At 71.6% G+C, this 23013-nt stretch carries 19 protein-coding genes and 1 riboswitch; of the genes, 8 read left to right on the forward strand and 11 right to left on the reverse strand.

Going from position 1 to position 23013, the window contains the following annotated elements; all coding sequences use genetic code 11:
* Positions 1-112: 112 nt before the first annotated feature.
* Complete coding sequence (gene sepH, locus ACIPSE_RS41030) at positions 113-1141, forward strand: septation protein SepH (protein ID WP_401673677.1); 1029 nt, start codon at positions 113-115, stop codon at positions 1139-1141.
* A gap of 106 nt (positions 1142-1247) precedes the next feature.
* Here sepH and ACIPSE_RS41035 read toward each other — a convergent pair whose 3' ends face one another.
* The gene (locus ACIPSE_RS41035) at positions 1248-2114 is read right to left on the reverse strand and encodes a sulfurtransferase (protein ID WP_401673680.1); all 867 of its coding nucleotides are present in this window, start codon (positions 2112-2114) and stop codon (positions 1248-1250) included.
* Between the two features lie 287 nt (positions 2115-2401).
* Between ACIPSE_RS41035 and ACIPSE_RS41040 the strand changes: the two genes are divergently transcribed.
* Positions 2402-3217: a VOC family protein gene (locus ACIPSE_RS41040; protein WP_401673682.1), complete on the forward strand. Its 816-nt coding sequence runs from the start codon at positions 2402-2404 to the stop codon at positions 3215-3217.
* Here the strand turns inward: ACIPSE_RS41040 and ACIPSE_RS41045 are convergent.
* Genes ACIPSE_RS41045 through ACIPSE_RS41060 form a run of 4 tightly spaced genes read right to left on the reverse strand, consistent with a single transcriptional unit; the run spans position 3204 to position 8543 of the window.
* Entirely contained in the window at positions 3204-3851 is a 648-nt protein-coding gene (locus ACIPSE_RS41045; RefSeq protein ID WP_401673685.1) for a thymidine kinase, read from the reverse strand. The genes ACIPSE_RS41040 and ACIPSE_RS41045 overlap by 14 nt on opposite strands.
* A gap of 45 nt (positions 3852-3896) precedes the next feature.
* Positions 3897-5090, reverse strand: coding sequence for an alkaline phosphatase family protein (locus tag ACIPSE_RS41050; RefSeq protein WP_401673687.1), 1194 nt, complete (start codon positions 5088-5090; stop codon positions 3897-3899).
* Positions 5090-5677, reverse strand: a complete 588-nt coding sequence (locus ACIPSE_RS41055; protein ID WP_401673690.1) for a DUF5998 family protein — start codon at positions 5675-5677, stop codon at positions 5090-5092. The genes ACIPSE_RS41050 and ACIPSE_RS41055 overlap by 1 nt, the downstream gene beginning before the upstream one ends.
* A 52-nt stretch (positions 5678-5729) precedes the next feature.
* On the reverse strand, positions 5730-8543 hold the full coding sequence (locus tag ACIPSE_RS41060; RefSeq protein ID WP_401673693.1) for a GNAT family N-acetyltransferase: 2814 nt from the start codon (positions 8541-8543) through the stop codon (positions 5730-5732).
* Between the two features lie 197 nt (positions 8544-8740).
* Here ACIPSE_RS41060 and ACIPSE_RS41065 point away from each other — a divergent pair, with 197 nt between their 5' ends.
* The gene (locus ACIPSE_RS41065) at positions 8741-9022 is read left to right on the forward strand and encodes an HPr family phosphocarrier protein (RefSeq protein WP_266685326.1); all 282 of its coding nucleotides are present in this window, start codon (positions 8741-8743) and stop codon (positions 9020-9022) included.
* A 136-nt stretch (positions 9023-9158) separates the two neighbouring features.
* Here the strand turns inward: ACIPSE_RS41065 and ACIPSE_RS41070 are convergent, their stop codons facing one another.
* From ACIPSE_RS41070 to ACIPSE_RS41085, 4 genes are all read right to left on the reverse strand, one after another.
* Entirely contained in the window at positions 9159-9845 is a 687-nt protein-coding gene (locus tag ACIPSE_RS41070) for a GntR family transcriptional regulator (protein WP_401673696.1), read from the reverse strand.
* A 188-nt stretch (positions 9846-10033) separates the two neighbouring features.
* Positions 10034-10807, reverse strand: coding sequence for a M23 family metallopeptidase (locus ACIPSE_RS41075; RefSeq protein WP_401673699.1), 774 nt, complete (start codon positions 10805-10807; stop codon positions 10034-10036).
* A 12-nt stretch (positions 10808-10819) separates the two neighbouring features.
* A riboswitch (cyclic di-AMP (ydaO/yuaA leader) is annotated at positions 10820-10983 on the reverse strand.
* Positions 10984-11203: 220 nt separating this feature from the next.
* A complete protein-coding gene (locus tag ACIPSE_RS41080) occupies positions 11204-12592 on the reverse strand; it encodes a M16 family metallopeptidase (protein ID WP_401673701.1) in 1389 nt (462 codons plus the stop codon).
* Positions 12589-13983: a M16 family metallopeptidase gene (locus tag ACIPSE_RS41085; RefSeq protein ID WP_401673703.1), complete on the reverse strand. Its 1395-nt coding sequence runs from the start codon at positions 13981-13983 to the stop codon at positions 12589-12591. The genes ACIPSE_RS41080 and ACIPSE_RS41085 overlap by 4 nt, the downstream gene beginning before the upstream one ends.
* A 313-nt stretch (positions 13984-14296) precedes the next feature.
* Here ACIPSE_RS41085 and ACIPSE_RS41090 point away from each other — a divergent pair, with 313 nt between their 5' ends.
* Positions 14297-16747 (forward strand): DNA topoisomerase (ATP-hydrolyzing) subunit A, encoded by a 2451-nt coding sequence (locus tag ACIPSE_RS41090; protein WP_401673706.1) that lies wholly within the window; start codon positions 14297-14299, stop codon positions 16745-16747.
* Positions 16748-16753: 6 nt separating this feature from the next.
* On the opposite strand, the gene ACIPSE_RS41095 is transcribed toward ACIPSE_RS41090, so the two are convergent.
* Complete coding sequence (locus ACIPSE_RS41095; protein ID WP_401673708.1) at positions 16754-17839, reverse strand: CobW family GTP-binding protein; 1086 nt, start codon at positions 17837-17839, stop codon at positions 16754-16756.
* A 320-nt stretch (positions 17840-18159) separates the two neighbouring features.
* On the opposite strand from ACIPSE_RS41095, the gene ACIPSE_RS41100 reads away from it, so the two are divergent.
* Positions 18160-18714: a DUF6082 family protein gene (locus tag ACIPSE_RS41100; RefSeq protein WP_401673711.1), complete on the forward strand. Its 555-nt coding sequence runs from the start codon at positions 18160-18162 to the stop codon at positions 18712-18714.
* Positions 18715-19020: 306 nt separating this feature from the next.
* Positions 19021-19260, forward strand: a complete 240-nt coding sequence (locus tag ACIPSE_RS41105) for a hypothetical protein (RefSeq protein WP_401673714.1) — start codon at positions 19021-19023, stop codon at positions 19258-19260.
* A 103-nt stretch (positions 19261-19363) separates the two neighbouring features.
* On the opposite strand, the gene ACIPSE_RS41110 is transcribed toward ACIPSE_RS41105, so the two are convergent.
* Positions 19364-20527: a citrate synthase/methylcitrate synthase gene (locus tag ACIPSE_RS41110; protein ID WP_401673717.1), complete on the reverse strand. Its 1164-nt coding sequence runs from the start codon at positions 20525-20527 to the stop codon at positions 19364-19366.
* A gap of 97 nt (positions 20528-20624) precedes the next feature.
* Between ACIPSE_RS41110 and ACIPSE_RS41115 the strand changes: the two genes are divergently transcribed.
* Both ACIPSE_RS41115 and ACIPSE_RS41120 read left to right on the forward strand, forming a co-directional pair.
* On the forward strand, positions 20625-21935 hold the full coding sequence (locus ACIPSE_RS41115) for a citrate synthase (RefSeq protein ID WP_401673718.1): 1311 nt from the start codon (positions 20625-20627) through the stop codon (positions 21933-21935).
* Positions 21936-22043: 108 nt separating this feature from the next.
* Positions 22044-22988 (forward strand): sucrase ferredoxin, encoded by a 945-nt coding sequence (locus ACIPSE_RS41120; RefSeq protein WP_401673720.1) that lies wholly within the window; start codon positions 22044-22046, stop codon positions 22986-22988.
* The last annotated feature ends 25 nt before the right edge of the window (positions 22989-23013 follow it).

A 23013-nucleotide genomic window follows, 5' to 3' on the forward strand; every position in this document is an offset into this window, starting at 1 on the left:
ACACGCCGGGCAACTCGGCAAGGTTGTGGCAGGCTGCACCCGGGCAGGCCACACTCGACTAGCGGAAGCAGCGACGCACGTGACGTCGGCAGGCACCACCCGGGAGGTCCCCATGCCCGAACTGCGTGTCGTGGCCGTCTCGAATGACGGCACACGGCTGGTGCTGAAGGCTGCGGACAGCACGGAGTACACGCTTCCGATTGACGAGCGTCTGCGCGCCGCTGTACGCGGCGACCGTCCCCGCCTCGGCCAGATCGAGATCGAGGTGGAGAGTCATCTCCGCCCCCGCGACATTCAGGCCCGTATACGTGCCGGTGCGACGGCCGAAGAGGTCGCGCAGATGGCCGGCATCCCCGTCGACCGTGTCCGCCGCTTCGAGGGCCCCGTGCTCGCGGAGCGCGCCTTCATGGCCGAGCGGGCTCGCAAGACCCCGGTCCGCAGACCCGGCGAGAACGCCGGGCCCCAGCTCGGCGAGGCCGTCCAGGAGCGACTGCTGCTGCGCGGCGCCGACAAGGACACCGTCCAGTGGGACTCCTGGCGCCGCGACGACGGCACCTGGGAAGTCATGCTGGTCTACTTGGTCGCGGGCGAACCCCACTCGGCGAGCTGGACGTACGACCCGCCGCGGCGGCTCGTCCAGGCCGTCGACGACGAGGCGCGCTCGCTCATCGGCGAGTCCGACGACCTCGCCGCGCCGGAGCCCAGCTTTCCGTTCGTGCCGCGTATCGCCCGGCTGCCGCGCGACCGGCCGCTGGACCGCGCCCTCGACCGCCCGAGCCTGCCGGCGGCGCCCGAACCGGTCGCCGAGGAGAGCGAACGCGACTCGCTGACCAGCCTGTTGGAGGCGGTTCCGAGCTTCCGGGGTGACCTGGTCGTCCCGGAGCGTCCCGCCGAGACACCCGTCCCGGTGGAGGAGCCGACCGACGAACCCGAGGCGGAGGAGCCTCCGGCGCCCGCGGCCTCGGCCGGTTCGGCGTACGCGGACGTCCTCATGCCGCGTTCCGTCACCGCTCACCGTGACCGTCTCATCGGCGCGACCGACCGTCAGGCCGAGGCCGACGGCGTCCGGCCGGGCCGCCGCGCGGCGGTCCCGAGCTGGGACGAGATCGTGTTCGGGACCCGGCGCAAGAAGCAGGAGTGACCTGACCGACGGGCCCGCTCCGCCGTACGCGGGACCCGTCGGCCGTACGAGGGTGAGGGCCACGCCGTTCGAGGCGTGGCCCTTTTTCCGTGCAGCGCCTGCGCGGCTACTGCGGGTCCGGGCCCGTCGCGACCGGGCGGGACGGGTCCGAGGACCACTCCGACCACGAGCCGACGTACAGCGCGGCCGGGATGCCCGCGACCGCGAGCGCCAGCACCTCGTGCGCGCCCGAGACACCCGAGCCGCAGTACACGCCGACCTCGGAGCCGTCGGCCGCGCCCAGCGTCTTGAACCGCGCGTTCAGCTCGTCGGCGGGCAGGAACCGGCCGTCCGCCCCGACGTTGTCGTTCGTCGGCGCGGAGACGGCCCCCGGGATGTGCCCGCCGACCCGGTCGATCGGCTCCACCTCGCCGCGGTACCGCTCCCCCGCGCGCGCGTCGAGCAGGACGCCGGTGCGGGCGAGGGACGCGGCCCCGTCGGCGTCGAGGAGACCCACGGCGCCCGGGGCCGGTTCGAAGTCGCCCTCGGCGGGGGCCGGGGCGGGCGACGAGGAGCGGAGGGGACCCTTCCAGGTCGGCAACCCGCCGTCGAGGACCCGCACGTCCGGGTGACCTGTCCAGCGCAGCAGCCACCACGCGCGGGCGGCTGCCCAGCCCTGTCCGCCGTCGTAGACGACGACGGGCCGGGTGGCCGACACACCGGCACGGCGCATCGCCGCGCCGAACGCGGCGACGTCCGGGAGAGGATGCCGACCGCGGTCACCGGCGGCGCCGGCGAGTTCCCTGTCCAGGTCGACGAAGGCGGCACCGGGGAGATGCCCGGCCGCGTACGCGGCGCGGCCGTCGAAGGGGGGCTCCCCCGCCGCCTTCGACACGCTCAGCTGCCAGCGGACGTCGAGCAGGACCGGCGGGTTCTTTCCGGCCAGTTCGCTCGCCAGTTCGGATGCGGAGATGATGGCGTTCATGGCCACCATCCTCGCGCACGGGGTGGCCGTGACGGCCGTGTCCGGCTACTCTGCTCGGCCGGACAGCCTCGATCACCAGGAGTACGGGATCGGGCACATGCTGTACAGCCGATCGACATCCGTCGGCAATCATGCAGAAACGGACGAGAAACCGCAGACCGGGCATTCTGCGAACGCGGCCCCAAGGCGGCGGCGCGCCCGGAGAGCGGCGCACCGCAGGTGGTGCGAGCATCGGCACGGGGTTCCGGAGAGCGGCGGCGACACGGCTGGCGCAAGGGGTCGAGGAGAGAACGACGATGACCGAGGCACGGGGGTCGACCGGCCCGAACGGCGAGACGCACGCCCGGCACACGCCCGGCACGCCCTGCTGGGTGAGTCTGATGGTGCACGGCCTGACCACGACCCAGGAGTTCTACGGCGAATTGTTCGGTTGGGAATTCCAACCCGGTCCCCACCAGCTCGGCCCCTACGTCCGAGCCATGCTCAAGGGTCAGGAGGTGGCGGGAATCGGTCAGCTCCCGCCCGACCGCCACCTTCCCGTCGCCTGGACGCCCTATCTGGCCTCCGACGACGTGGACCTGACCGCCGAGACGGTACGGCTGTGCGGCGGCACGATCGGCGTCGGCCCCCTCGACGCGGGCGACGCGGGGCGCCTCGCGCTCGGCTCGGACCCCTCGGGCGCGGTCTTCGGCATCTGGCAGGCGGGCGACCACAGCGGCACGAACCTGTCCGGCGTCCCCGGCACCCCCACCTGGCACGAACTGATCACCTTCGAGACGGCGAGCGTCGTCAAGTTCTACGAGACGGTCTTCTCCTACGACGAGGAACCGGCCCCCGCCCCCGACCTCGACCAGATCGCCCTCCGGGTCGACGGCCACCCCGTCGCCGGCATCCACGGCGTCGGCACCGCCCTGCCGCGCGACCGGGGCCCGCACTGGATGACCTACTTCGAGGTGGCGGACACGGACAGCACCCTCGCCCTCCTCACCACCCTCGGCGGCCACATCCTCACCCCACCCCACACCTCCCCCCACGGCCACGTCACCACGGTGACGGACCCGGAGGGGGCGCGGTTCGCGTTGGTGCAGAGGACCTCGGCTACGCCGACGTGACCGGCAGTACGTCCGGGGACAGGGCTGCCGCTCGGGAGGTCGCCGCCGTCATTCTGCGGCGGTGGTGGCGGCGGCACAGGACCTCGTAGCCGATGTCGTCGGCCTGGTCGACGTCGCCGACGACGACCTGGGCGCCCTCGACGACCATCTCGCCGTTTATGGTCCGGGCGTTGTGGGTGGCGCGGGCTCCGCACCAGCACAGGGCCTCGACCTGGAGGACCTCGACCCGGTCGGCGAGTTCGACCAGGCGCTGGGAGCCGGGGAAGAGCTTGGAGCGGAAGTCGGTCGTGATGCCGAAGGCGTAGACGTCGAGGCCGAGGTCGTCGACCACGCGGGCGAGCTGGTCGATCTGGACCGGCGCGAGGAACTGGGCCTCGTCGGCGATGACGTAGTCCGCGCGGCCACCCCGGGAGAGATGGTCGACGAGATAGGCGTACAGGTCCTGTGCGTCCTCGACCTCCACGGCGTCCGTGACCAGGCCGAGGCGGGAGGAGAGCTTGCCCTCGCCGGCCCGGTCGTCACGGGTGAAGATCATGCCCGCCAGGCCTCGGGCCGAGCGGTTGTGCTCGATCTGGAGAGCCAGCGTCGACTTCCCGCAGTCCATCGTTCCGGAGAAGAACACCAGCTCGGACATGGAGGGTTGAGCACCTTTCGGCAAGGGAGGGAAGGCGGTTCGGCTTCAGGAGCGTACTTGCAGCAGGGGGACGAACTGCTCCGCGGGGGTCATGGAACCGTGGTTGCCGACCATCGCCGACTCCTTCGGTTCCCGCTCGGAGGCGATGATCAGGACGTCGTCGCGCGCGGCGGCGATCACGTCACCCAGCCGGCCGTGCACCCGGTCGTCGACCTGGGGGCCGAACCAGCCCGCCTCGATCGCCTCGTCGCGAGAGGCGACCCAGAACTGCTCGCCGAGCACCTCGCGCCAGCAGGTCAGGACGTCGGCGGCGGCACCGGGGACGGCGTAGACATGGCGGGCGCGGCCCTCGCCGCCCAGCAGCGCGACGCCCGCGCGCAGCTCCCAGTCCTCGTCGAAGTCGACGCGGTGCTGCTCGTCGAAGGGGATGTCGACCATGCCGTGGTCGGCGGTGACGTACAGCGCGCTGTGCGGCGGGAGCTGCTCGGCGAGGCGCTGGACCAGGCGGTCCACGTGCATGAGCTGGCCGCGCCAGTTGTCGGAGTCGACGCCGAAGCGGTGTCCGGCGCCGTCGAGTTCGGCGTAGTACGTGTAGACGAGCGCGCGGTCGGCGGCGGCGAGCTGGCGGGCCGCGAGGTCCATGCGCTCCTCGCTGGCGAGACGTCCGTGGAAGGTGCCGCCGCTCAGCGCGACCTTGGTCAGGGGCGTGTTCTCGAAGGCGGGCGAGGAGACCTGCGCCGCGTGCACCCCCGCCGCGTGGGCGAGCTGGAAGACCGTCGGGTACGGCTGCCACACGCGCGGCGAGGTCCACGGCTGCCAGCGCAGCTGGTTCATCAGCGCGCCGGTGGCGGGGTCGCGGACGGTGTAGCCGGGCAGGCCGTGCGCGCCGGGCGGGAGTCCCGTGCCGACGGAGGCGAGGGAGGTCGCGGTGGTCGCCGGGTAGCCGGTGGTGAGCGGGCGTCCGGTGCCGCCGCGGGAGCTGCCGAGCAGGGAGGTCAGGAAGGGCGCCTCGTCGGGGTGCGCCCTGAGCTGCTCCCAGCCGAGCCCGTCGATGAGGAACACGCAGTTGCGGTCGGCGGGGGTGAGCTCGGTGATCGCGGCGGTCGTGCCGGGGACGCCCATGCCCGCGGCCAGCGTGGGCAGCAGGTCGGCGAGGGAGCCGCTGCCGTACTCGGGCAGCGGGGCGGACGACACGGCGAGGGGTTCCGGGTGGGGCTCCCAGGTGGTGGGCTGGGACATCAGGGCGCGATGTCCGCGGTCGCCTCGGAGAGGGCCTGCGCGAAGGTCAGCGCCTGGCGCACCGTCTCGGGTCCGTCGCCGGCCTCGCTGACGCGCAGGCTGAGGTCGTCGGCGGTGGAGTTGCCCGTGTAGCCGTGGTCCGCCTCGCAGTTGGGGTCGCCGCAGGCCGCGGGCTCCAGGTCGATGCGGGAGACGGCGCCCCAGCCGATCGTCAGCACGATCTCGCGGGGCAGCGTGCCCGGCTGGTACTGCTCCGGGTTGGCGACGACGCGGCTGACCACGACGGACGAGATCCGGCCGAGCTTCACGGACTCGGTGGACGTCGTCGCGTACGGCGTCGGGGACGTGCTGTCGGCGGCCTGCTCGTCGGTGTGGCTGACGATGAAACGGTTGCCCGTGAGGACGAGGACGGTCACATGGCGCCGCACCTCGTTCTGGTCGAACGTCGTCTCCTGATGGACCAGGTACGACCGGATGGGCTCGCCGCCCACGGCGGACTCCACCGCCTCGGCCACGAGGGCCGGGTAGTAGCCGCTGCGCTCGATCGCCGCTCGCAGCCCCTGGGTCGTCGTACTGGTCTTGGCCATGAACCCCATCCTACGGGGGTGCACTGACTGCGAGGCACCGCTCACGGCCGACTCAGTACGCGGGCAGCGTCCTCGGGCCGAGGTCGTCGCGGGCGGGCGGGGGCGCGAGGCGCACGGAGGCGCCGAGGACGCTCAGACCGTGCGGGGCGACGACGACCGGCTCCAGGGTCACCGCGACGACCTCGGGGTGGTCGTCGACGAGACGCGACACCCTCAGCAGCAGTTCCTCCAGGGCCGCCGTGTCGACCGGGGCCGAGCCGCGCCAGCCGAACAGGAGGGGCGCCGTGCGGATGGACCGGACCAGGGAGGCCGCCTCCCGGTCGGTGACCGGGATCAGGCGGTGCGCGGTGTCCCCGAGCAGCTGGGACGCGGCCCCGGCGAGCCCGAAGGACAGCACCGCTCCGGCGGCCGGGTCGATGACGGCCCGTACGACGGTGTCCACCCCGCGCGGTGCCATGCGCTGCACGACGGGGCGCAGCTCCTCGGGCGTGCCGAACAGCTCGGTCAGCTCGGCGTACGCGCGGCGCAGTTGCTCCTCGTCGGCGAGGTCGAGGCGTACGCCGCCGAGGTCGGCGCGGTGGCGCAGATGCGGGGCGGTGGCCTTCAGCGCGACGGGGTAGGCGAGGACCTCGGCCGCCGCCGCCGCGTCGTCCGCGCTGGGGGCGGGCAGGGAACGGTGGACCTCGATGCCGTACCGGCCGAGCAGCCCGAAGGTCTCCTCGGTGCCGAGCGTGAGGCCCTGCCCGCGCGTGAGGAGGCCGTCGATGAGCCGGGCGGCGCCCTTCTCGTCGATGTCCTCGTACTCGGGGACCTTGCCCGGGTCGGCGGCGTCGCGCCGCCACTGGGCGTACTTCACGGCCTCGCCCAGCGCGCGGACGGCCCGTTCGGCGGCGGGGTAGGCGGGGATGAGGCGGGAGTCGGAGCGGGGCACCGACTCGGGTTCCCGGACGGCGAGGCGGTCCAGGGCTCGGAAGGGGTGCTCGGCGCCGGGGCCGGACGGCTGGGGTGCCGTGCTGGTGGCGGCCGACAGGGCGCCGGCGAGTCCGCCCAGCTCGACGTGGACGACGAGCACGGGCTTGCCCGGCACACGCGCGGCGGCCGAGCGCAGCGCCTGGGCGAGGGCGGCGTCCCCGGCGCTGCCCTCGCCCACGGTCGGGATCGCGGTGACGACGACGGCGTCGCAGGTGTCGTCGGCGAGGGCGCGCGCGAGCGCCCTGTGGAAGTCCTCCGGGGTCGCGGCGGTGGTCAGGTCGAGCGGCGGCAGCGGCCTGAGTCCTTCGGACAGGCAGGCGTCGTAGCTGAGCAGGCCGAGCGACTCGGAGTTGCCGAGGATCGCCACGCGCGGTCCGGTGGGCAGCGGCTGGCGGGCGAGGAGCAGTCCGGTGTCGACGAGTTCGGTGATGGTGTCCACGCGGATCACGCCGGCCTGCCTCAGCAGCGCGGACACCGTGGCGTGCGGCAGCCGGGTGGCCCGTACGGCGTGCCCCTGGGGGGCCTTGCCCACGCCCTGGACGACGACGAGGGGCTTGGCCGCGGCCGTGCGGCGGGCGAGGCGGGTGAACTTGCGCGGGTTGCCGATGGATTCGAGGTACATGAGGGCGACGTCGGTGTCCGGGTCGTCGTACCAGTACTGGAGGACGTCGTTGCCGGAGACGTCCGCGCGGTTGCCGGAGGAGACGAACGTCGAGACGCCGGTGACTCCGGTGACGCCGCCGCCGCGCCGGTGCAGACGGGAGAGCAGGGCGATGCCGATGGCGCCGGACTGGGCGAACAGGCCCATGCGGCCGGGGCGGGGCGTCTCGTTGGCGAGGGAGGCGTTGAGGCGGACGTCCGGGGAGGTGTTGATGATCCCGAAGGCGTTGGGGCCGATGATCCGCATGCCGTACGCGCGCGCGTGCCGGACGAGTTCGCGCTGTCGTTCGCGCCCTTCGGGGCCGCTCTCGGCGTATCCGGCGGAGATCACGACGAGTCCCTGGACGCCGTGCTCGCCGCACTCGGTGACGACCTCGGGGACGTGCGCGGCGGGTACGGCGACGACCGCGAGGTCGACGGGGCCCTCGATGTCGCGCACGGAGCGGTGGGCGGGGACGCCGTCGATCTCGCCGGTGTCCTCGGCGAAGGCCTTGTTCACGGCGTGCAGGCGGCCGGTGAAGCCGGCGTCGCGGATGTTGTCGAGGATGCTGCGGCCCACTCCTCCGGGGGAGCGGCCGACGCCGACGACGGCGACCGAGCCGGGCTTGAGGAGCCGCTGCACGGACCGCCCCTCGGCGCGCTGTTCGCGCGCGTACTGGACCGCGAGGGAACGGTCGGTGGGTTCGAGGCCGAACTCCAGGCGGACCACGCCGTCCTCGAAGCTGCGCTTCTGGGTGTACCCGGCGTCCGTGAAGACCTTGATCATCTTGCTGTTGGCGGGCAGCACCTCGGCGGCGAAACGGCGGATGCCGCGCTCGCGCGCGACGGCACCGATGTGTTCGAGGAGGGCGGAGGCGACACCGCGCCCTTGGTGCGCGTCCTGGACGAGGAAGGCCACCTCGGCCTCGTCGGACCCGGACGCGGGCAGGCCGTCCTTGCCGATGCGGTCGTAGCGTACGGTGGCGATGAACTCGCCGCCGATGGTGGCGGCGAGCCCCACCCGGTCCACGAAGTCGTGGTGCGTGAAGCGGTGGACGTCCTTGGCGGACAGACGCGGGTAGGGCGCGAAGAAGCGGTAGTACTTCGACTCGTCCGAGACCTGCTCGTAGAAGCTGACCAGGCGATCGGCGTCATCGACGGTGATGGGGCGGATCCGCGCGGTGCCGCCGTCGCGCAGCACCACGTCGGCTTCCCAGTGGGCGGGGTACTCGTGCCGGTCCGACGCGGTCTGCATGCGCCCCAGCGTACGGCTCGCGTACGACAGTGGCGCGAGGCAGTCTGTGGAGAAACACAGCGCAGCACCGAGGACGGAAGCCGGACCGAGGCCGCGGTCCGGCGACTCACCCCGGAGGGACGTACGTCGCCCTCCGGAGACACTTCACGTGTGGGAAACTGGTCTAGACAACCCTGAACACCGAAGGGCAGCATCACATGGCTGAGCGCCGCGTCAACGTCGGCTGGGCCGAGGGCCTCCACGCCCGCCCCGCTTCCATCTTCGTCCGGGCCACCACGGCCACCGGTATCCCCGTGACGATCGCCAAGGCCGACGGCAACCCCGTCAACGCGGCCTCCATGCTGGCGGTCCTGGGCCTGGGCGCCCAGGGCGGCGAGGAGATCGTCCTCGCGTCGGACGCCGAGGGCGCGGACGCCGCTCTCGACCGTCTGGCGAAGCTGGTCTCCGAAGGGCTCGAGGAGCTTCCCGAGACCGTCTGAGTACCGCTCGGATAAATCAGCGGAATCAACACCGAGAGGCTCGCCCGAATTATCGGGCGAGCCTCTCGCTTTTCAGCTCCAGGGCAGCAGAAATAATCCCCCGCGAATTATCTCCTCTTTGTATACGGTGCCTGTGTTAATGCCGCAGGCTCGACATGTTTACGGGATGTTGCGAGTTCCTCACACGCTCGCCTCCCGGCGGGAAACGGAGTCGGTGCGTCCCTGCCGAGCGCTCGTTGTGCAGGGCCGTGACCGACCGGGCCCGCTCACTGTCGCCGCGCGCCACGGCGTCGACGATCGCGCCGTGCTCGGCCCAGGACTCCACCGGGTCGGCGGGGGCGTCCACGGCGTACATCCAGGAGATCTTGTGCCGCAGCTGGGTCAGCATCGAGGTCAGGGCGGGGCTGCCGGAGGCCTGGGCGAGCGTCTCGTGGAACCAGCCGCCCAGCGAGCGCAGATCGTCGCTGTTGCCCCTCCTGGCCCGCTCCTGACCCAGTCTGACCAGGCCGCGCAGGACCTTCAGATGGGCTTCGGTGCGGCGCTGGGCGGCCCGCGCGGCACCCAGCGGTTCGAGGAGCTGGCGCATCTCCAGGAGGTCGGCGGCCTCCAGCTCGGTCGGTTCGGCGACGCACGCGCCCGCGTGCCTGCGCGTCACGACGAACCCCTCGGCCTCCAGGGTCCGCAGGGCCTCCCGCACGGGGACACGGGAGACGCCGTAGCGGCGGGCGAGGAGTTCCTCGGTGAGCCGGCTGCCGCGCTCGTGGACCCCGGCGACGATGTCGTCCCGGATCGCGGTGCATACCGAGTGCGCCGGAATACGCATGACCGACCTCCGCCTTAATCCCCGTGAAACGTCGATGATTGACGTGTGTTCAGTGACTCTATGGCAATGAGCGGGAATTTCCGACGGGGGGCCGGAATCCATGGATATTTTTTGGACACCGGGGTGACGAAAACGACGAAACCCCGGCTCGGTGGAGCCGGGGTTCCGTGCGGTCGGGCAGCGCTTTCTCAGACGTTCACGCCGTGCGAGCGCAGGTAGGAGACGGGGTCGATGTCCGAGCCGTACTCGGCGGTCGTCCGGGCCTCGAAGTGCAGGTGCGGTCCGGTGACGTTGCCGGTCGCGCCGGACAGGCCGATCTGCTGGCCAGGAGTGACCGTCTGGCCGACCGAGACACCGATGGACGACAGATGCCCGTACTGGGTGTACGTGCCGTCGTTCATCCTGATCACGATGTTGTTGCCGTACGACCCGCCCCAGCCGGCCTCGACGACCGTGCCGGAGCCGACCGCGCGCACGGAGGTGCCGCTGGCCGCGTGGAAGTCGACGCCGGTGTGGCTGCCGGAGGACCAGACGGCGCCGCCCGCCTTGTAGCCGGTCGAGATGTACGAGCCGGCGATCGGGGCGACGAAGGAGTTCAGGCGCTTGCGCTCGGCCGCGCGCGCGGCGCGCTCCTTGGCCTCGCGCTCCTTCTTGGCCGCGGCGGCGGCCTTCTTCCGCGCCTCGGCGGCGGCCTGGGCGCGGGCGGCCTGCTCGGCCTTCTCCTCGGCGGCCTGCTTCTGGGCGGCGGCCTGGGCGCCTATCTGGTCGGCGACGTCGTCGCCGATGCTGACGACCGGGATGATGCCGGTCTGCTCGACCGCGGGCTCCGCGGCGAGGGCCGGGGCGGCGAGGGTGCCGATGACGCCGGTGGTGGCGAGAGCCGCGACACCCGCCGCGCGAACGGTGGTGCGCTGCATCCGGCTCGGGGCACGGTGCTTCCCGGTGGGGCGCGTGAACGCCATGTAAGGGCTGGTCCTTTCCTTCCCTCTCGCCTACCGGGTTAGCTGACGGGTTCGGAGCAGGAAGGTCTCCTACGGACCCCCTCGCGGCTCGCGCGGGCGTCCGATTCACCCCAGGGACTGCGTGGGTCCCCGGCTCCCCTGGCTCGCGCCGTACGGGGACTCGGCGATGACTGTCCGGTGCCGCGGGCGCGGCGCACTGCTCTGACGGACAGCCCGGAAGACGCTAAGCGGGGCGACTTTCGATCCTCAAACGGATCAGGCCGTTTGTCATTCATCCCACAGGGCAAACAGGCGACGGACGTTCAATTCGGACATTTCCAAGGACGGCAAGGAGAGAGGGGCCCTGGTGACCGTCGCGTCACCAGAGCCCCTCCACGCGCGCGTGCCGGTGCGGTGCTACTCCGCCGGCACGACCTTGACCGCGCCGATGCCGAGGGCTTCGACGGGCTCCTTGATGGCCGCCGCGTCGCCGACGAGGATCGTCACGAGACGGTCCACCGGGAACGCGTTGACGGCCGCCGCGGTGGCCTCCACGGTGCCGGTCGCGGCGAGCTGGCGGTACAGGGTGGCCTGGTAGTCGTCGGGCAGGTACTGCTCGACCTGGTCGGCCAGGGTGCTCGCCACGGCCGCCGCCGTCTCGTACTTCAGCGGGGCCACGCCGACGAGGTTCTGCACGGCGACGTCCCGCTCGGCGTCGGTCAGCCCCTCGGCGGCCAGCGTGCGCAGGACCTTCCACAGGTCGTCCAGGGCCGGACCCGTGTTCGGGGTGTCGACGGAGCCGCTGATGGCGAGCATCGCGGCGCCGCTGCCGTCGGGCGCGGAGCGCAGCACCTGGCCGAACGACCGCACGCCGTAGGTGTAGCCCTTCTCCTCGCGCAGGACGCGGTCCAGACGGGAGGTGAGGGTGCCGCCGAGGCAGTACGTGCCGAGGACCTGCGCGGCCCACACGCGATCGTGCCGGTCGGCGCCGATACGGCCGATCAGCACCTGCGTCTGGACGGCGCCGGGCCGGTCCACGATCACGACGCGGCCGGTGTCGTCGGCGGTGACCGGCGGGACCGGGCGGAGCTCGGCGCTGGAGCCCGTCCAGGCGCCCAGGGTGTCGCCGAGCAGCGCGTCGAGGTCGATGCCGGTGAGGTCGCCGACGACCACGGCGGTCGCCGTCGCGGGGCGTACGTGGCGCTCGTAGAAGGCGCGGACCGCGGCGGCGTCGATCTTCTCGACGGTGTCCTCGGTGCCCTGGCGGGGGCGGGACATGCGCGCGGTCGCCGGGAACAGCTCCCGGGAGAGCTCCTTGGCGGCCCGCCGGGACGGGTTCGCCGTCTCGTGCGGGATCTCGTCGAGGCGGTTGCGGACCAGCCGCTCGATCTCGCCGTCGGCGAACGCGGGCGCGCGCAGGGCGTCGGCGAGCAGACCGAGCGCCTTGGCTAGGCGGGAGGCGGGGACCTCCAGACTGAGGCGGACGCCGGAGTGGTCGGCGTGCGCGTCGAGCGTGGCGCCGCAGCGCTCCAGCTCGGCGGCGAACTCCTCGGCGGAGTGCTTGTCGGTGCCCTCGGAGAAGGCCCGCGCCATGATCGTGGCGACACCGTCGAAGCCGGCCGGTTCGGCGTCCAGGGGCGCGTCGAGGAGCACCTCGACGGCGACGACCTGCTGGCCGGGGCGGTGGCAGCGCAGCAGGGTCAGGCCGTTGCCGAGCGCGCCGCGCTCGGGCGCCGGGAACGCCCACACCTTGGGCTCGCCCGCCTGGGGCCGGGGGTGGAACTCCATCGCGGCGAGCTCGGTCACTTGGCCGCCTCCTCGTTGTCGTCGCCGGCTTCGACCGTGGCCTCGGCCGCGGGGTCTTCGGGGGGATCGGCGTCCTCGGAGGTCTGTCCGGGGACCGGCTCGTAGACGAGCACCGCGCGGTTGTCGGGACGCAGGCGGGCCGCCGCGACCTCCTGGACCTCCTGCGCGGTGACGTCCAGGACGCGGTTCACGGCCGTCAGGGCGAGCTGCGGGTCGCCGAACAGGACGGCGTAGCGGCACAGTTCGTCGGCGCGGCCCGCCACGGTGCCGAGCCGGTCCAGCCACTCGCGCTCCAACTGGGCCTGGGCGCGCTCCATTTCCTCGGCCGTGGGGCCCTGCTCGGCGAACCGGGCGAGCTCCTCGTCGATGGCGGCCTCGATGACCGGCACCTCGACGTCACCGGACGTCTTGACGTCCAGCCAGCCCAGCGACGGCGCCCCGGCGAGCCGCAGCAGGCCGAAGCCGGCCGCCACCGCCGTACGGTCGCGCCGCACCAGCCGGTTGTAGAGCCGCGAGGACTCGCCGCCGCCGAGGACGGTGAGCGCCAGGTCGGTGGCGTCGGCCTCGCGCGTGCCGTCGTGCGGGAGCCGGTAGGCGGCCATCAACGCGCGCGCGGGGACCTCCTCTTCGACGACCTCCCGCAGCTGCGCGCCCATCACGTCGGGCAGCGAGCCGTCGCGCGGGGCGGGCTTGCCGTCGTGCGACGGGATGGAGCCGAAGTACTTCTCGACCCAGGCGAGCGTCTGCTCGGGGTCGATGTCGCCGACCACGGACAGCACCGCGTTGTTGGGCGCGTAGTAGGTGCGGAAGAACGCGCGCGCGTCCTCCAGCGTCGCCGCGTCCAGGTCGGCCATGGAGCCGATCGGCGTGTGGTGGTAGGGGTGGCCCTCCGGGTAGGCGAGGGCGGTCAGCTTCTCGAAGGCGGTGCCGTACGGGACGTTGTCGTACCGCTGGCGGCGCTCGTTCTTGACGACGTCGCGCTGGTTTTCCATCGACTCGTCGTCCAGGGCGGCGAGCAGGGAGCCCATGCGGTCCGCCTCCAGCCAGAGCGCGAGCTCCAACTGGTGGGTGGGCATGGTCTCGAAGTAGTTGGTGCGCTCGAAGCTGGTGGTGCCGTTGAGCGAGCCGCCCGCGCCCTGCACGAGTTCGAAGTGACCGTTGCCCTTGACCTGCGCGGAGCCCTGGAACATCAGATGCTCGAAGAGGTGAGCCAGGCCGGTGCGCCCCTTGACTTCGTGGCGCGAGCCGACGTCGTACCAGAGGCACACCGCGGCGACCGGGGTCAGATGGTCCTCGGAGAGCACCACGCGCAGCCCGTTGGCCAGGCGGTGCTCGGTCGCTGTCAGGCCCCCGGAGCCTGCCTGGTCTGTGGCCGTGTGACCCATGGGCATGTACGTCCCTTCGATCGCGGTGCGGTTGTTCAGCCGCGTTTTTTGTGCCGGTCCTGCCACTGTATGCAAGCGTGCGGAGCACCGGTGGAGTTCCCGGTGGTCGTACGCCGACAGCGAGATCCCGTAGATTGCGACGCACCGCCGTGGACATCAGCGGACACCTGTCGGGACGGCTGACGCCGGGTCGTCGTCCGCGTTGTCAGTGCCACGGTCCACAATGGTGCGCGTCAGATCTCCCGTTCACGCTTCAGCAAGAGTGAGCCGAAGGGGCGCGACCCGAAGGCGAGCGACCAGAAAAGAGGAGCCGGCAGCGATGGCCCGCCGCACCACGAAGACCCCGCCGCCCGACGACTCGTACGAGGAGAAGATCCTCGACATCGACGTCGTGGACGAGATGCAGGGCTCCTTCCTCGAGTACGCGTACTCGGTCATCTACTCCCGTGCCCTGCCGGACGCCCGCGACGGCCTCAAGCCGGTGCACCGCAGGATCGTCTACCAGATGAACGAGATGGGCCTGCGCCCCGACCGGGGCTACGTGAAGTGCGCCCGCGTGGTGGGCGAGGTCATGGGCAAGCTGCACCCGCACGGCGACGCGTCGATCTACGACGCGCTGGTGCGCATGGCGCAGCCGTTCTCCATGCGCGTGCCGCTCGTCGACGGCCACGGCAACTTCGGTTCCCTGGGCAACGACGACCCGCCGGCCGCCATGCGGTACACCGAGTGCCGGCAGGCCGAGGCGACGAGCCTGATGACCGAGTCGATCGACGAGGACACGGTCGACTTCGCCCCGAACTACGACGGCCAGGAGCAGGAGCCGGTGGCCCTGCCCGCCGCGTTCCCGAACCTGCTGGTGAACGGCGCGTCGGGCATCGCGGTCGGCATGGCCACGAACATGGCGCCGCACAACCTCTCCGAGGTCATCGCGGCGGCCCGTCATCTGATCCGCTACCCGAACGCGGATCTGGACGCCCTGATGAAGTTCGTCCCGGGCCCCGACCTGCCCACCGGCGGCCGGATCGTCGGCCTCTCGGGCATCCGGGACGCCTACGAGACGGGCCGCGGCACCTTCAAGATCCGTGCCACGGTGGCGGTGGAGACCGTCACGGCCCGCCGCAAGGGCCTGGTCATCACCGAGCTGCCCTTCACGGTCGGCCCGGAGAAGGTCATCGCCAAGATCAAGGACCTGGTCGGCGCCAAGAAGATCCAGGGCATCGCCGACGTCAAGGACCTCACCGACCGCGCGCACGGTCTGCGTCTGGTCATTGAGATCAAGAACGGCTTCGTGCCCGAGGCGGTCCTGGAACAGCTCTACAAGCTGACGCCGATGGAGGAGTCCTTCGGCATCAACAACGTCGCCCTGGTCGACGGCCAGCCGCTGACGCTCGGCCTCAAGGAGCTCCTGGAGGTCTACCTCGACCACCGGTTCGAGGTCGTCCGGCGCCGCAGCGAGTTCCGCCGCACCAAGCGCCGCGACCGGCTGCACCTGGTGGAGGGCCTGCTGACCGCCCTCGTCGACATCGACGAGGTCATCCGCCTCATCCGCTCCAGCGACAACAGCGCGCAGGCCAAGCAGCGGCTGATGGAGCGCTTCTCGCTGAGCGAGATCCAGACGCAGTACATCCTCGACACCCCGCTGCGCCGGCTGACGAAGTTCGACCGGATCGAGCTGGAGTCGGAGAAGGAGAAGCTCAACGCGGAGATCGCGGAGCTGACCCGGATCCTCGACTCGGACACCGAGCTGCGCAAGCTCGTCTCCACCGAACTGGCCGCGGTCGCCAAGAAGTTCGGTACCGACCGGCGCACGGTCCTGCTGGAGGCGGGCGCGGTCGTCCCGGCCGCCGCCGTTCCGCTCCAGGTGGCGGACGACCCGTGCCGGGTGCTGCTGTCCTCGACGGGGCTGCTGGCCCGTACGGCGAACGGCGAGGCGCTGCCCGAGGGCGGCGGCAAGCGCGCCGTGCACGACGTGATCATCTCGGCGGTGCCCGCCACCGCGCGCGGGGAGATCGGCGCGGTGACGTCCGAGGGGCGCCTGCTGCGGGTCAACGTCATCGACCTGCCCCAGTTGCCGGAAGGCGCGTCGAACCTCGCCGGGGGCGCGCCCCTGACGGAGTTCGTGCCGCTGACGGACGGCGAGACACTGGTCTGCCTGATCACCCTGGACGAGTCCTCGCCCGGTCTGGCGCTCGGCACCGAACAGGGTGTCGTGAAGCGTGTGGTGCCCGACTACCCCACCAACAAGGAGGAGTTGGAGGTCATCACCCTCAAGGACGGTGACCGGATCGTCGGCGCGGTCGAACTGCGTACCGGCGAGGAGGACCTGGTCTTCATCACGGACGACGCGCAACTGCTGCGCTACCAGGCCTCGCAGGTCCGTCCCCAGGGCCGTCCGGCGGGCGGTATGGCGGGCATCAAGCTCGCGGACGGGGCGAAGGTCATCTCCTTCACGGCCGTGGACCCTGCGGCCGACGCGGTCGTCCTCACGGTCGCCGGCTCGCGCGGCACGCTGGACGACTCCGTCCAGACGACCGCCAAGCTGACCCCGTTCGACCAGTACCCGCGCAAGGGCCGCGCGACCGGCGGAGTCCGCTGCCAGCGCTTCCTGCGCGGGGAAGATTGCCTGTCCCTGGCCTGGGCGGGTGTGTCCCCCGCGCGGGCCGCGCAGAAGAACGGCACACCGGCGGACCTGCCGGAGATCGACCCGCGACGCGACGGCTCGGGCGTGTCGCTGCCGAAGACGGTCTCGGTGGTGGCGGGGCCCGTGTAGGACGCCTCAGAACTCCGGGTCGGGTTCCTGGCTGTCGTCGGGGCCCTGTACGTAGCGCAGGACGCCCCACATGCCGTGCTCGTCGGCGGTGTGTGGGGCGTCGTCGTTCCCGCACGCCTCCAGTTCCTTGCGGAGGGCGGGGGTGTCGATGCCGGAGCCGATGAGGACGAGCTGGGTGAGGCGCGGCGCGCCCTGGCCGGGCCAGGGTTCCGGATAGAAGCGCAGGAACCGTCCGACGGCGTGTACGGCGTACCGGTTGCGGGTGTCGTACGCGCCGAAATCGACGTACCCCTTGATGCGGTAGAGCCCCTCGGGCCGGCTGTCGAGGAAGGCCATCAGACGACGGGGGTCGAGCGGCACCTCGGAGACGAAGGAGAGGCTTTCGTAAGAGGTGTGCAGATGACCGGCGTGCACGTCGTCGTTCTCGTCGCGATCGTGTTCGTGCAGGTCGTCGAAGGACAGCTGGCCGATGCGCTCCTCGCTGGGACGGCAGTCGAAGAGGAACTCGGGGTCGATACGGCCGTAGGTGGCGGGGACGACGGCCGCGCGGTCGACGAGCGACTGGACGAGCGCGCGGACGCGGCCTGGGTCGGCGGCCCGGTCGAGCTTGTTGACGACGACGAGGTCGGCGAGGCCGAGATGCCGGTCGATCTCGGGGTGCTTGCCGCGGGTGTCGTCGAACTCGGCGGCGTCGACGACCTCGACGAGCCCGCCGTAGACGATTCCCGGATGCTCGCTGGCGAGGAGCATACGGACGATTTCCTCGGGTTCGGCGAGCCCGCTGGCCTCGATGACGATGACGTCGATGCCGGCGTCGGGTCGGGCGAGGCGTTCCAGGTAGGTGTCCAGTTCGCCGGCGTCGACGGCACAGCACAGGCAGCCGTTGCCGAGCGAGACGGTGGAGTCACCGAGGGCGCCGGCCACGGCCATGGCGTCGATCTCGATGGCGCCGAAGTCGTTGACGATGGCCCCGATACGGCTGCCTCCGCTGCGGTGGAGGAGGTGGTTGAGAAGCGTGGTCTTGCCGGAACCGAGGAATCCGGCGAGGACGACGACCGGAATCTGCCGGTGGCCGGGGCTCGGTTCGCTCAACGTGCGACCTCTCTGACACCGACGCGCGCCGGATCGCGGGCCGGGCGCACGTACGCGGATGGACTCTCCGACCAGGATACGAGCCGGAACAATCACCGCGAAGTGAACGATTGTTAGCTGCACTTGTGGGGCAGACGTCTGGCATGGCGCCGGATCGTGCGACCCTCGCTTCCTTCCGTGCGCCTCCTCTCCGCCTCCCCCGCCGATCAGAGCCGCTCGGCACCCTGGGAGACGGCAAGCGCCGCCCATCGCTCGCCGGTCCCCCGCAGTCGACCCGCACCCCGACGACCGGCGGACGGCCGCCTGATCCGGGGGTTGACATGGCCACACAGAACTTTGGGAAACGCGGACTGAGCTACGCCATGACCGCCGGTCTCGGCGCGGTCGCCGGGGCTCTCGCCACCCTGGCCGTCCAGCGGCACGCGCTCGAATCATTACGGATACGTCTGGAATACCTGGAACAGCACGCCCACAGCCAGCAGCACACCGACCTGGCGAACCAGCAGCGGCAGCACTGGGAGTTGCTGAGCAAGGCGATCGACGATCCCGACCTCGCCGAAGTGCTGGACCTCTACGAGGAGTCCGTCTCCCCCAAACGACGCCGGCAGTATCTGTTCGCCAACGTGCTCTACACGAATCTTCTCTTCTATTACCGCATCGGGAACATAAGCCGCGAAGAATTCTTCGGGCTGGCTCGCGGCATGTTCCAGAACCCGATCGTGCGCGAGTACTGGTATGCCACTCAGCCGCACCGGGCGAGCATCGCCGACTCCGAGGAAGCGGAAATCGGACTGATGGTCGACGATCTGCTGCGCCAACTCGAAGAGGCCGACACGGAGCAGTGGTGGGTGGTCGGAGAACCGCCGGACCAGTAGCCGACCGCGGACCGCGACGGGAAATGTGCACCCTCAGCCCTTTTCTCCGCTCCTGGGAGGGCGCGCACCGACCCGCTCCGACATACATCACGCCAACGGGCGATAACGGATCAATAAAACGGCGCGTTCTTCGGAGGGAATGAGGTTGACTACTGCGCGACCGCGCAAGGAGTCCGCCACCACAAGCATTAGTCGCTCCACGCCGCCCGGTGGTCGAGACCCAGCCCTACAGGGATGCAATCACGCCGCGTGCTGCAACCGTGCGCAGGCACCTTTGCTGCCTTTGAGACCAGTAGGGAAACAACAGTGAGTCAGATCGTCCGCCGCCTCGGCGCGTCCCCGCGAGAACGAGGAAGCGCGACCGGCGCAACTTGCCCGGATATCTTCGAATTGGCGGACGGGAATTTCGCCATCATTGGCACGGACGTGACCAACTCGCTCGATTCCCAGCTTCCGCCGGACGCCGCCCGTGCCGACTATGAACGCATCGTCGTGATCACACGCGAAACTCTCGTCAGAGCCAAAGCTGACATTCCTGACGCATAACGCCGGACAACCGCACCACGGTCCGGTCATGAGTTCCTGATTCCGGCCCGGATGCGAGACCGAGGGCTCGGCGCCGCTCCTGGCGCCGGGCCCTCGCCCGTGTTCACGCGGCCGGTACCGGAACCGGCGCCCCCGGTCCCACATACCGCGCCACCGGTCGGATGATCTTCGAATCCTCCGCCTGTTCCAGGATGTTGGCGCTCCAGCCGATCACGCGGCCCGCCGCGAAGGTCGGAGTGAACATCTCACGGGGCAGACCGCAGAGTTCCATGACGACCCCGGCGTAGAACTCGACGTTGGTGTGGAGTTCCCGGCCGGGCTTCAGCTCGGCGAGGATGGCCTCGACCTGGCGTTCGACCTCGACGGCGAAGGCGACGCGAGGGCCGCCGAAGCCTTCGGCGATCTCGCGCAGCATGCGCGAACGAGGGTCCTCGGTGCGGTAGATCGCGTGGCCGAAGCCCATGATCCGCTCACCGGCGAGAACACGTGCACGGATCCACGGGTCGATGCGGTCGGGCGTACCGATGGCGTCGAGCGTGTCTAGCGCCCGGCTCGGCGCACCCCCGTGCAGCGGCCCCGACAGCGCACCCACGGCACCCACGAGACAGGCGGCTACGTCCGCGCCGGTCGACGTGATGACCCGTGCCGTGAAGGTTGACGCGTTGAATCCGTGGTCAATGGTCGAGATCAAGTATTGCTCGACCGCCCTCGCCTGCCGCGGATCGGGTTCCGAACCCGTCAGCATGTAGAGGTAGTTGGCCGCGTAGGACAGATCCGCCCGGGGCTCCACGGGCTCCAGGCCCCGCCCCAGCCGGTGCAGCGCGGCGAGCAGCGTCGGCACCGCGGCGGACGCCGCGATCGTGTCCCGGCGCCGCCTCTCCGCGTCGATGTCGTACACGGGCCGGAATCCGCGCGCCGCGCCCAGCAGCGACAGCGCCGTACGCATGCCGGCGAGCGGCCCGGAGTCCGCGCCCGCCGCGGCGATGGCGGGCAGCGCCGCCCGGACCCCGTCGGGCAGGGCGCGCAGGGCGGCGGCCTCGGCGGCGAAGGCGGCCCCGCGCTCGGCGTCCGGCAGCTCGCCGTGGACCAGGAGATGCCAGACGTCCTCGAACCCGCGGGTCCGCGCGAGTTCGACGGCCGAGTACTGGCGGTAGTGGTAGAAGCCCTCGATCCCTCGGACGTCACCGATCTCGGTGTCGGTGACGACGACGCCCGCGAGCCCTCGCGGCACGTCGACAAGGGTGGCTGCGGCCCTGTTGACGGACATGTTTCCTCCCTGGACTTGATTTGACTGTCCATGGTTGACTCAATGCCTGTCAATATTGATTGAATCAATACAACCTCCCCGCGGATACGGTGAGCCCATGCGCGATCACGAACCCGTCCACGACCACGAGGGCCGGCGCCTGACCACGAAAGAGGCCGCCGAACTCCTGGGGGTGAAGCCCGAGACCGTCTACGCCTACGTGAGCCGTGGCCAGCTCGGCAGCCGCCGGGTGCCCGGCGGCCGGGGCAGCACCTTCGACGCCACGGAGGTGGAGGCCCTCGCCCGGCGCAACCGGCGCGAGAGCGGCGGGAGTCCGGCGTCCGGCGGCGAGCTGTCGGTACGGACCCGCATCACGCTCATCGAGTCCGACCGGTACTACTTCCGGGGCGTCGACGCGACCGCGCTGGCCGCGCGCCACTCCTACGAGGAGATCGCCGAATGGCTGTGGACCGGGCGGATGCGGCCCGGGATGACGTTCACGGCGCCGGAGACCTCCGCGGCCGTCGCCCGGCGCGCGGTCGACTCACTGCCCGAACACACCTCCCCCACCGACCGGTTGAGGGTCGCCGCGATCGCCGCCGCGGCGGCCGACCCGCTGCGCTTCGACCTGTCCGAGGACGCCGTGCTGGGCACCGCGCGCATCCTGATCCCCACACTGGTCGCCGCCCTGCCGCGCACCCGGCTCAACCAGCCGGACGAGGGCCCGCTGGCCAGGCGCCTGTGGACACGGCTCAGCGCCCGTACCCCGGACGAGGCGTCCCTGCGTGCCCTGGACACCGCCCTGGGCCTGCTCGTCGACCATGACCTCGCCGCCTCCACCCTCGCGGTGCGGGTCGCCGCCTCGGCGCGCGCCAACGCCTACGCGTCCGTCTCGGCCGGCCTGGGCGTGCTCGAAGGGCCCCTGCACGGCGCGGCCAGCGGGCTCGCCCACCGGCTGCTCCAGGACGTCCTCGAACTGGGCGACGCCGGCCCCGTCATCGCGAACGAACTGCGGGCCGGACGCCGCATCCCCGGACTCGGGCACCGGCTCTACCGCGGGGAGGATCCCCGCGCGCGAGCCCTGTTCGACCTGCTGGAGCGGATCCCGCGCGCGGAAACGGCCCTGGCCGCGGCCCGGGACGTCGTGGCCACCACCGCCCGGCACACCCCGCTGCACGCCAACGTCGACCTCGCGCTCGCCGTGCTCACGGCGTCCTCCGGCATGCTCCCCACGGCAGGCGAGACGATCTTCGCCGTCGCCCGTACGGCGGGCTGGGTCGCCCACGCCCTGGAGGAGTACGGCGAGCGCCCCCTGCGCATGCGCCCGAGCGGGCTCTACGTGGGCGCGAAGCCTCCGCAGTCGCTGCCGCTGCCGCTGCCGCTGCCGCTGCCGGAAGAGACGGCTGCGGAAGCCTTGCCCGAGGTGTAAAGAACGCCAGGTGTCCCCAAGGGCGTCAAATTCTCTCAAGTGAGGCCACACCAGGACACCAGCGCGCCTGGAAGTCGCCACACGGCAAGTCAGGTTAGGCTCACCTCTGTGAGTACGTGCGCATCCGTCTCCAGCGACCTCGGCGAGCCCATCGCGGGGACCGCGGCCACCGCGAAGACCTGGCTGCTCGTCGAACAGCCCGGCCCCTGGGGCGCCCACGCGCTCACGTCGAGCCACCTGGACCCGGCGCTCGGCCGCGGCCTGGAGAGGCTCGCGAAGGGCACCGGCGTGCGCATCGCCCTCATCCGCCGCCCCGGACGCCACGCCGACTGCGGCACGGCCACCGCGCGCCGCGTGTACGTCGCGCACACCTCGCCCGGAAACGCGTGGCTGCACACCACCACGCTCCACGACCCGCGACGGCTGCTCGACCTCGACTTCGCCGCGCTCGGCAGAGGCGACCACCGCAGCTTCGGGGCGGCGCTCGACGGACGCCCCCACACCGGGGCCCCGCTCGCGCTCGTCTGCACCAACGGCAAGCGGGACCGCTGCTGCGCCCTCCTGGGCCGCCCCCTCGCCGCCGAGCTGGCCGCGTCGGGCGCCGAGGGCGTCTGGGAGGTCACCCATCTGGGTGGACATCGCTTCTCGCCGACACTCCTCGTCCTGCCGTACGGCTACGCGTACGGCCGGGTCGACGCCCCCGCCGTCGAGGAGATCCTGCGCGCCGTCCAGCACGGGCGCGTGGTCGTCGACGGCTGCCGCGGCGGCTCGGCCTGGGAGCGGCCCGGGCAGGCGGCGGAACTGGCGGTGCGCTCGGCGGCGCACGAGGACGCGGCGGACGTCCTGAGCGTCGTCCGCACGACCGGGGCGGCTCCCCACTGGGAGGTGACCGTCGCGCACGTCGACGGGCGGCACTGGCGGGTCACCGTCGCCCAGAGCGCCTCCCTGCCGCCGCGCGCGGAGAGCTGCGGGACCTCGGTGCTCGGGGCGCCCGCGCGAATGGACGTCGTGGCGGTCCGCGAACTGCAACCGGCGTCGGCGCTGGCGAGCTGAACCGGCCGTTCAACCAGGTCAGCCC

It is taken from the genome of Streptomyces sp. NPDC090106, assembly GCF_044747265.1.
Taxonomy (GTDB): domain Bacteria; phylum Actinomycetota; class Actinomycetes; order Streptomycetales; family Streptomycetaceae; genus Streptomyces.